This is a genomic window from Actinomadura sp. 7K507, from assembly GCF_004348425.1.
Taxonomy (GTDB): domain Bacteria; phylum Actinomycetota; class Actinomycetes; order Streptosporangiales; family Streptosporangiaceae; genus Spirillospora.
The window spans coordinates 1-7,114 of the sequence record NZ_SMKK01000350.1 but is presented as its reverse complement, the minus strand read 5'-3'; the positions used below and the strand labels follow the sequence as shown (position 1 = coordinate 7,114).

6 protein-coding genes are annotated in these 7,114 nt (G+C 70.0%); 4 read left to right on the top strand and 2 right to left on the bottom strand.

Annotation, left to right across the window (positions count from 1 at the left end; genetic code table 11):
• Positions 1-269 precede the first annotated feature (269 nt).
• The gene (locus E1285_RS41980) at positions 270-1,100 is read right to left on the bottom strand and encodes a glycoside hydrolase family 16 protein (RefSeq protein WP_132160359.1); all 831 of its coding nucleotides are present in this window, start codon (positions 1,098-1,100) and stop codon (positions 270-272) included.
• Between the two features lie 161 nt (positions 1,101-1,261).
• Between E1285_RS41980 and E1285_RS41975 the strand changes: the two genes are divergently transcribed.
• The 4 genes from E1285_RS41975 (at position 1,262) to E1285_RS41960 (ending at position 6,528) form a co-directional block, all read left to right on the top strand.
• The gene (locus tag E1285_RS41975) at positions 1,262-2,842 is read left to right on the top strand and encodes a glycosyltransferase (protein ID WP_132160357.1); all 1,581 of its coding nucleotides are present in this window, start codon (positions 1,262-1,264) and stop codon (positions 2,840-2,842) included.
• Between the two features lie 248 nt (positions 2,843-3,090).
• Entirely contained in the window at positions 3,091-4,899 is a 1,809-nt protein-coding gene (gene murJ / locus E1285_RS41970) for a murein biosynthesis integral membrane protein MurJ (RefSeq protein ID WP_243723432.1), read from the top strand.
• A 46-nt stretch (positions 4,900-4,945) separates the two neighbouring features.
• On the top strand, positions 4,946-5,767 hold the full coding sequence (locus E1285_RS41965) for an SAM-dependent methyltransferase (RefSeq protein ID WP_132160355.1): 822 nt from the start codon (positions 4,946-4,948) through the stop codon (positions 5,765-5,767).
• A gap of 65 nt (positions 5,768-5,832) precedes the next feature.
• Positions 5,833-6,528, top strand: coding sequence for a TRIC cation channel family protein (locus E1285_RS41960; protein ID WP_132160353.1), 696 nt, complete (start codon positions 5,833-5,835; stop codon positions 6,526-6,528).
• Positions 6,529-6,576: 48 nt separating this feature from the next.
• On the opposite strand, the gene E1285_RS41955 is transcribed toward E1285_RS41960, so the two are convergent.
• Positions 6,577-7,098, bottom strand: coding sequence for a lytic polysaccharide monooxygenase auxiliary activity family 9 protein (locus tag E1285_RS41955; protein WP_132160351.1), 522 nt, complete (start codon positions 7,096-7,098; stop codon positions 6,577-6,579).
• Between the last annotated feature and the right edge of the window lie 16 nt (positions 7,099-7,114).

Sequence of the window (7,114 nt, the reverse complement as noted above, 5' to 3'; positions counted from 1 at the left end):
GGGTCGTCCGGGGCGGAGGCGATGGGCAGCGACGCGATGTCCTGGCCTTCACGGCGCTCTCCTCACCGGGGCGACGCTAACCGACACTGTTGTCGGTTAGGAGTCCACTATGCGCAAGCTGCTGCTGAACGTCAAGTCTGACGCCATCCCCGCCATCTTCTGAAGCTATCCGACACAAGTGTCGGTAATGTAGAGGTTCGGGTCGCGTGGCGCTGGCGCCTGGACCGATGAACCCGGCACGAGGCGGTGGCGGCCGGCGGCGGCTCGTGTCAGGCGGGCTCGTAGACCCGGACCCAGTCCACCAGCATCCGGGCCGGGAACGGCGTACCGGCGTCCGGCGGCCCGGGCCAGATGCCACCGACCTGGACATTGAGGATCAAGTAGAGGGGCTCGCCGAGAGGCCACCCGAAGAAGAGCCGAGCTTCGGCGTACGGCGCGCTGTCCACGGACCACACGATCTTGTCCTGGTTCCACTCGGCACCGTAGACGTGGTAGTCGTCGCCGAACGATTCCGGCAGCTCCTTCTGCCCCCTGCCCCAGACCCCGAAGGACGCATGCGCGGCCCCGTACACGATCTCGGGCCGGTGGCCGACGGTCTCGACGACGTCGATCTCGCCGTAGGGGTCGGACCGCTGCATCCAGAACGCCGGCCAGATGCCCTTGCCCACGGGCAGCTTCATCCGCGCCTCGAACCGCCCATACTTCTGCTCGAAGACGCCTTTGGTCTGAATGCGCGCCGAGGTGTACCGGCAGGGGCCGTTGAAGCACTGGAGCGTTGTCGACGCGGGTTCCCTGTCCGCGGTGATCACCAGCTGCCCGGCGCCGTTGCGCTGCGCGTTCCGCGCCAGGTTGTAGTGCAGTGACTCGTGCGACCAGCCGTTGTCCCCGTTCCCCTCGGCGGACTTCCAGCCCTCGGGGAACCCCGTGCCGTCGAACTCGTCCCCCCAGACCTTCTTCCACCGCTGGACGTCCGGCGACGCGACCCGCTCGGCCGCCGGTGGCGCCGCCTGCCCGCCCGCCACGGCCGAGGCGCCCGTTCCGCCGCCTGCGCCCAGTGCGACCACGGCCACGGCGGCCGGCGCGACTGCGGTCCAACGCATAGAGCCCCCAAGAGTCACACGGGCCGGACCCGCCGATCAAACGCCATTACCCCGCCGGACGTTTACTAAGATCCGGGTGAATTTCCGAAGCGTCTTTATCATTGCCAATACACTTCATTAACTCCCATGCCGTCTTAGCCTGAGACTTTTGGGAGGTTTAAATGGCGCAAAGAATCGGCGGACTGCTGACGTTCGCCGTCTTCGGGGTGATCGCCTGGTTCTACGCCACCCCCGACGAACTGGGGTTTCTCGGCCATTTCCTGCTCGCCCTCCTCACCCTGAAGCTGACCCTGGCGATGTTCTACCGGCCGTACCGCGACCGCGCGGTCGGCCCCGCCCCGAGCACGGCGGTCGTCGTTCCGATCTACAACGAGGACCCCGAGATCCTCCGCCGCTGCCTCATCACGATCATGGAACAGACCCTCCCGCCGGGCACCGTGACGGTGGTCGATGACGGCAGCCGTACCGACGAGGCCGCCCGCGTCGCCGAGGCCCACATTGGGGAGTTCGCCCGGAGCGGCATCAACCTGCTGGTCCTGCGCCAGCCGCGCAACATGGGCAAGCGCGAGGCTCTGGCCAGGGGCTTCACGGCCGTCCCGCAGGTCGACATCTACATCGGGGTCGACAGCGACACCGTCCTGAAGCCCCGCGCCTTCGCCGAACTGCTGGCCTCCATGTCCGACGAACGCGTCACCGGCGCCACAGGCATGGTGCTCGCCTCCAACCACCGGATCAACCTGCTCACCCGCCTGATCGAGCTGCGCTACGCCAACGCCTTCCTGTACGAGCGCGCTGCCTATTCCATGCTCGGCACGGTCCTGTGCTGCTGCGGATCGCTGGCCGCCTACCGGGGCTGGATCGTCCACAAGTACCTCGACGACTTCCGCGCCCAGACCTTCCTGGGCCAGCCCGCCGTGGTCGGCGACGACCGCCGGCTCACCAATTACTGCCTTCTCGAAGGATCGGTTCGCTTCCAGTCCAGCGCAATGGCCGAAACGGCCGTCCCCGAGCGGCTCGGCCATTATCTACGCCAGCAATCACGCTGGAACCGGTCGTTCTTCCGCGAAACCCTCTGGTGCCTGAGGACGTTCCCGCGCAGCCGTCCCATCGGTTTCCTGCTGTCGGGCATCGAGTTCGCGACCTGGCTGGTGTTCACCACCACGCTGGTCTACTCGCTGATCCTGCGCCCGCTCCTGTACGGCGACGTGCTGGTCGTCCAGTACCTGACCATGATCATTACGTTCGGCTACCTGCGCTCGGTCCGCTACCTCGACCTCCGCCGCGAGGGCATGAACCTCCCCGAGAAGCTGGGCACCTTCGCCCTGGCCCCCATCTACGGCCTCATGCACATCTTCCTGCTCCTACCCATCCGGCTCTGGTCCCTGGCAACCCTGCGCACCGCGGCCTGGGGCACCCGCAGGAAGGTGGAAGTGGCGACCCCGGCCACCTCCCCACCCGTGCACGTCCCGTCACCGTCCCCGCAGGCCGCTCCAGACCTGCCGGGCGCGCCGGCCCCTTCAAAGCCGTCCGGCCTCGCCGCTCCCTCCACCCGGCCTCTGTCGCCGATCCCTTCCGCATGGCCGCCACCGCCGCCGTTTCCGCCGCCGGGAGAGAACCGGACGGCGGCGCTGGGCGGGGAGGTTCTGTGGCGCCGGCGGAGGAGGGGAAGGAAGGCCGACCGGGAGGATCTGGCGTACTGGGCGGCGATTCGCGAGGAGTTCGGGAGCGTCACCCGGCGTTAGCCCGGTAGGGCGCGGACCCCACGCGGGCCCCACGCGGGCCGCGACGCGGCCGCAGGTCCGGCTGGCGTGGGGTGGAGGTCCGGGCGCGGGGGCTCCGCCGAGCAGATCGGTCTCGATTTCCGGCCGTCGGTTTTCTGTGGAATCGTCTCGGTCGCACATGTGACCAGCGCCCCGAGGAGACCATGGTGCAGCGCGACGATGCACCAGAGCTCGGCCCCACTGAGGCCGGACATCTGAAGAGCGACGAGATGGCGGGCCGGTACACCCGCCGCGTCCTCATGCCCGGCGACGTCCTGGACGCCATCGAACGGCGGGAACCCCCGACCCGGCCGGAGCGGGGCCTGGAGGTCCGGCACGACCCCAGCGACTACGGTGACCTCGGCACCGCCGACCGTCCCGGCGAGGAGGGCGAGGAGATCGGCGGCGCCGCGCACGCGGCGCCGTCGCTGGCCCGCTCCAGCGTCGTCATGGCGGTCGGGACGGTCGTGTCCCGCGCGACGGGGTTCATCCGGACGGCGGCGATCGTCGCCGCGCTCGGCACGGGACTGCTCGGCGACGCCTACCAGACGGCCAACATGGTGCCGTTCGCCGTGTACGACCTGCTCATCGGCGGTCTGCTGGCGAGCGTCTTCGTGCCCTTCCTGGTGAAGCGGCGGCAGAACGACCCGGACGGCGGGGTAGCGACCGAGCAGCGGTTCATGACGGTCACGCTGCTCGCCCTGGCCGCCATCACCCTCCTCGCCGTGCTGGGCGCGCAGGTCCTCATCACCGTCTACGCGGGCGAGTGGACGGGCAACCAGCGTGAGGTCGCCGTCACGCTGGCGCGCTTCCTGCTGCTGCAGATCTTCTTCGTCGGAGCGAGCGGCGTCATCAGCTCCATGCTGAACAGCCGCCAGCGTTTCGGGGCCCCGATGTGGGCGCCGGTCGTCAACAACCTTTCGATCATCACCACGGCGCTGCTGTTCCTGTGGACCGCCGGGCCCGGCCGCACGCCGGACGGCATCACCGACGGCCAGGTCGCGCTCATCGGGCTGGGCGCGACGGCCGGGCAGATCCTCCAGGCGCTCGTCCTGACGTGGGCGCTGTGGCGGGCCGGGTTCCGGTGGCGTCCCCGGCTCGACCTGCGCGGCTCCGGTTTCGGTGAGGCGATGCGGAACGCGGGCTGGATGATGGTGTACGCCGTCGTCGCGCAGATCAGCCTGCTGGTCAGCACCAACGTGGCGACCCGCGCCGGCGCGCGGGTGGCCGAGGCCGGGCTGGAGGCCGGCGCGGGAATCACCGCCTACAAGAACGCCTTCGTCATCTTCCAGTTGCCGTACGCCATCATCGCGGTGTCGGTGATCACGGCGCTGCTGCCGAAGATGAGCCGGCACGTCGCGGACGGCCGCAAGGACCTGGTGCGGCTGGACTTCTCCCGTGGACTGCGGCTGGCGTCGGTCCTGCTCGTTCCCGCGTCGGTGGCGATGCTGGTCTTCGCGGTGCCGCTGTCGGTGGTCCTGTACGCGCGGGGCAGCGCCTCGGTGGACGACGCGCACGTCATCGGCTACGTGCTGATGATGTTCGCGGTGTCGCTCATTCCGTTCACATTGTTCCAGTTGATGCTGCGGGTCTTCTACTCGCTGGGCGACGCCCGGACACCCGGGCTCATCGCCCTCGCTCCCGTCGCCATTCACGCGGTTTCCGGCTTCGCGGTCCTGTACCTGGCACCGCCGGAGCACATCGTCATCTACCTGCCCATCGGGCACGGTCTCTACTATGTGGTCGGCTTCCTGATCGCGGGCCAGATCCTGCGGAAACGCCTCCACGGACTGGACGGGCGCCGCATCTCCCGCACACTTGCGCTGCTCCACGTGGCGGCGATCCCGGGTGCGGCTGCGGGCGGCGCGGTGGCCTGGCTCCTCGGCGGTTTCACCGGCGGAGTCGGCAGCGCGCTGCTCTCGCTGCCCGCGGGATGCGCGGTCGGCGGCGCCGTATTCGTCGTCGCGGCGTACGCGTTGCGCGTCGACGAACTGCGGGTGTTCCTGGAAACGGCCCGCTCGAAGGTTCTGCGGCGTTAGGGCCCGCCCGGCTACGCTTGCGCGAAACCGGACAGGCAAATGGGAGATGGTCGCCGTGGCCGAAGGCTCGTTTCCGCATATCGATACGACGGTGCCGCACTCGGCGCGGGTGTGGAACTACTTCCTCGGCGGCAAGGACAATTATCCGGTCGACCGTGAAATGGGCGACCAGTACCAGCGGCTCTTTCCCGAGATCATCGACATCGCCCGGACCGACCGCGCGTTCCTCGGCCGCGCGGTGCGCCATCTGGCGGGCGAGGCGGGCGTCCGGCAGTTCCTCGACATCGGTACCGGGTTGCCGACCATGGACAACACGCACGAGGTGGCGCAGCGGGCGGCGCCCGAGTCCAGGATCGTCTACGTCGACAACGACCCGCTGGTGCTGCTGCACGCCCAGGCCCTCCTGGCCAGCAGCGAGGAGGGCGCGTGCGACTACATCGACGCCGACCTGCGCGACCCCGACCGGATCCTGGCCGCCGCGGCCGGGACGCTGGACTTCGGCCGCCCGGTGGCGGTCATGCTGCTGGGGATCCTGCATTTCATCCCGGACTTCGACGAGGTCCACCGGCTCGTGATGCGCCTGCTGGACGCCGTCCCCGGCGGCAGCTACATGGCGCTCACCCACGCCACCTTCGACCTGGGCGACCAGACCGCCGCCGACGCCAACGCCGAAGCCCAGGACGCCTGGAACGAGAAGGCCTCCGAGACCCTCACGCCCCGCACCAGCGACCAGATCCTCCGCTTCTTCGACGGGCTGGAGCTGCTGGAGCCCGGGCTGGTGTCGATGTCACGGTGGCGTCCCGAGGCCGTCCCTTGGGGTGAGCCCGCCGCGGTGTCCGGCTACTGCGGGGTAGGACGCAAGCCATAGCCGGCGGTGCCGCCGGCGGGGCTGGTGGCCGTCTCGCCGGCCGGGGGGGTGGTTAGGTAGGGGGAATGAGCACCCAACCGCCGTTGCTGCTCGCGCTGGATCTGACCGGGACGTTCGCCTTCGGGCTGAACGGGGCGCTGACGGCCGTGCGCGCGACGCAGCTGGACGTGGTCGGCGTCGTGGGGCTCGGGATGATCACGGCGCTGGGCGGCGGCGTCATCCGGGACGTCATCATCGGTTCCCTTCCGCCCGCCACGTTCGTGGACTGGCCGTACTTCGCCCTCGCCGCGGGCGGTGGGCTGCTCGCGTTCGTCGGCAGCAGGTTCCTGAACCGGCTGGAGATGCCGATCACGGTGCTGGACGCGGTCGGGTTGAGCACGTTCGCGGTCATCGGGGCGAGCAAGGCACTGACCCACGGGCTGGGGGTCGGGCCCGCGCTGCTGCTGGGCGTCGTCACCGGGGTGGGCGGCGGCACGGTGCGGGACGCGCTCGTCGGGCAGATCCCTTCGGTGCTGCGCAGCGACCTGTACGCGATCCCGGCCCTGGTCGCGGCCGCGATCACGGTCGTGGCGGTCAAGGCCGACCTCTACGGCCTGGCGGCCGCTCTGATCGCCGTCGCGGCCTGTTTCGTGATCCGGATGGTCGGCGTCCGCCTCGAACTCAACGCCCCGCGCCCTCCGTGGACGGGCCCCGGCACCGGCCCCGGCCCCGGCACTGGCACCGGCACCGGCACCGGCACCGGCACTGGCGACCCGGAGTAACGGAGGCGGCCCGCCCCCAGGAGCGGGCCGGGGGCGAGCCGCGTGCTGTTACCGCACGTCCACGTCGATGCAGGCGTAGAAGGCGTTGCCGGTATCGGCGATGTTCCAGATGGCCAGGACCTTCTGCCGTCCGGTCACGCCGCCGAGGTCGACCGTGTGGGAGACGGTGGCGGGCGGCTGCTGGTCGTTGCCGTCGACGACCGCGACGCGGCTGCCGCCGACGTAGTACTCGTAGTCGGCCGTGCGGTGCCTGACGGTGAACGTCCAGGTGAAGGTGACCGAGTTGCCGACCGGGGTGGCCTGCCAGCCCTTGCCGTCGTCGTCGAGTTCGCTGAACCGCGCGTTTCCGCCGCTGCAGCTGCGCAGGCCCTTGGGCCCTTCGACGCTCTGCGGCTCCCACTGGATGGCGCCGCACTCGACGATGCCCGCCGCGCACTGGGCCTGCCGGCTCATCGGTGCGGAGACGTAGCCGTGGGCATGGGCGGCGGACGCCGGGAGGATCACGGAGATGAGTGGTGCGATCGCCAGGCCCGCCACGGTGGCGGCGAGCCGGCGCCTGGTTCTGTTCATGCGGGGGGTCCTTGGA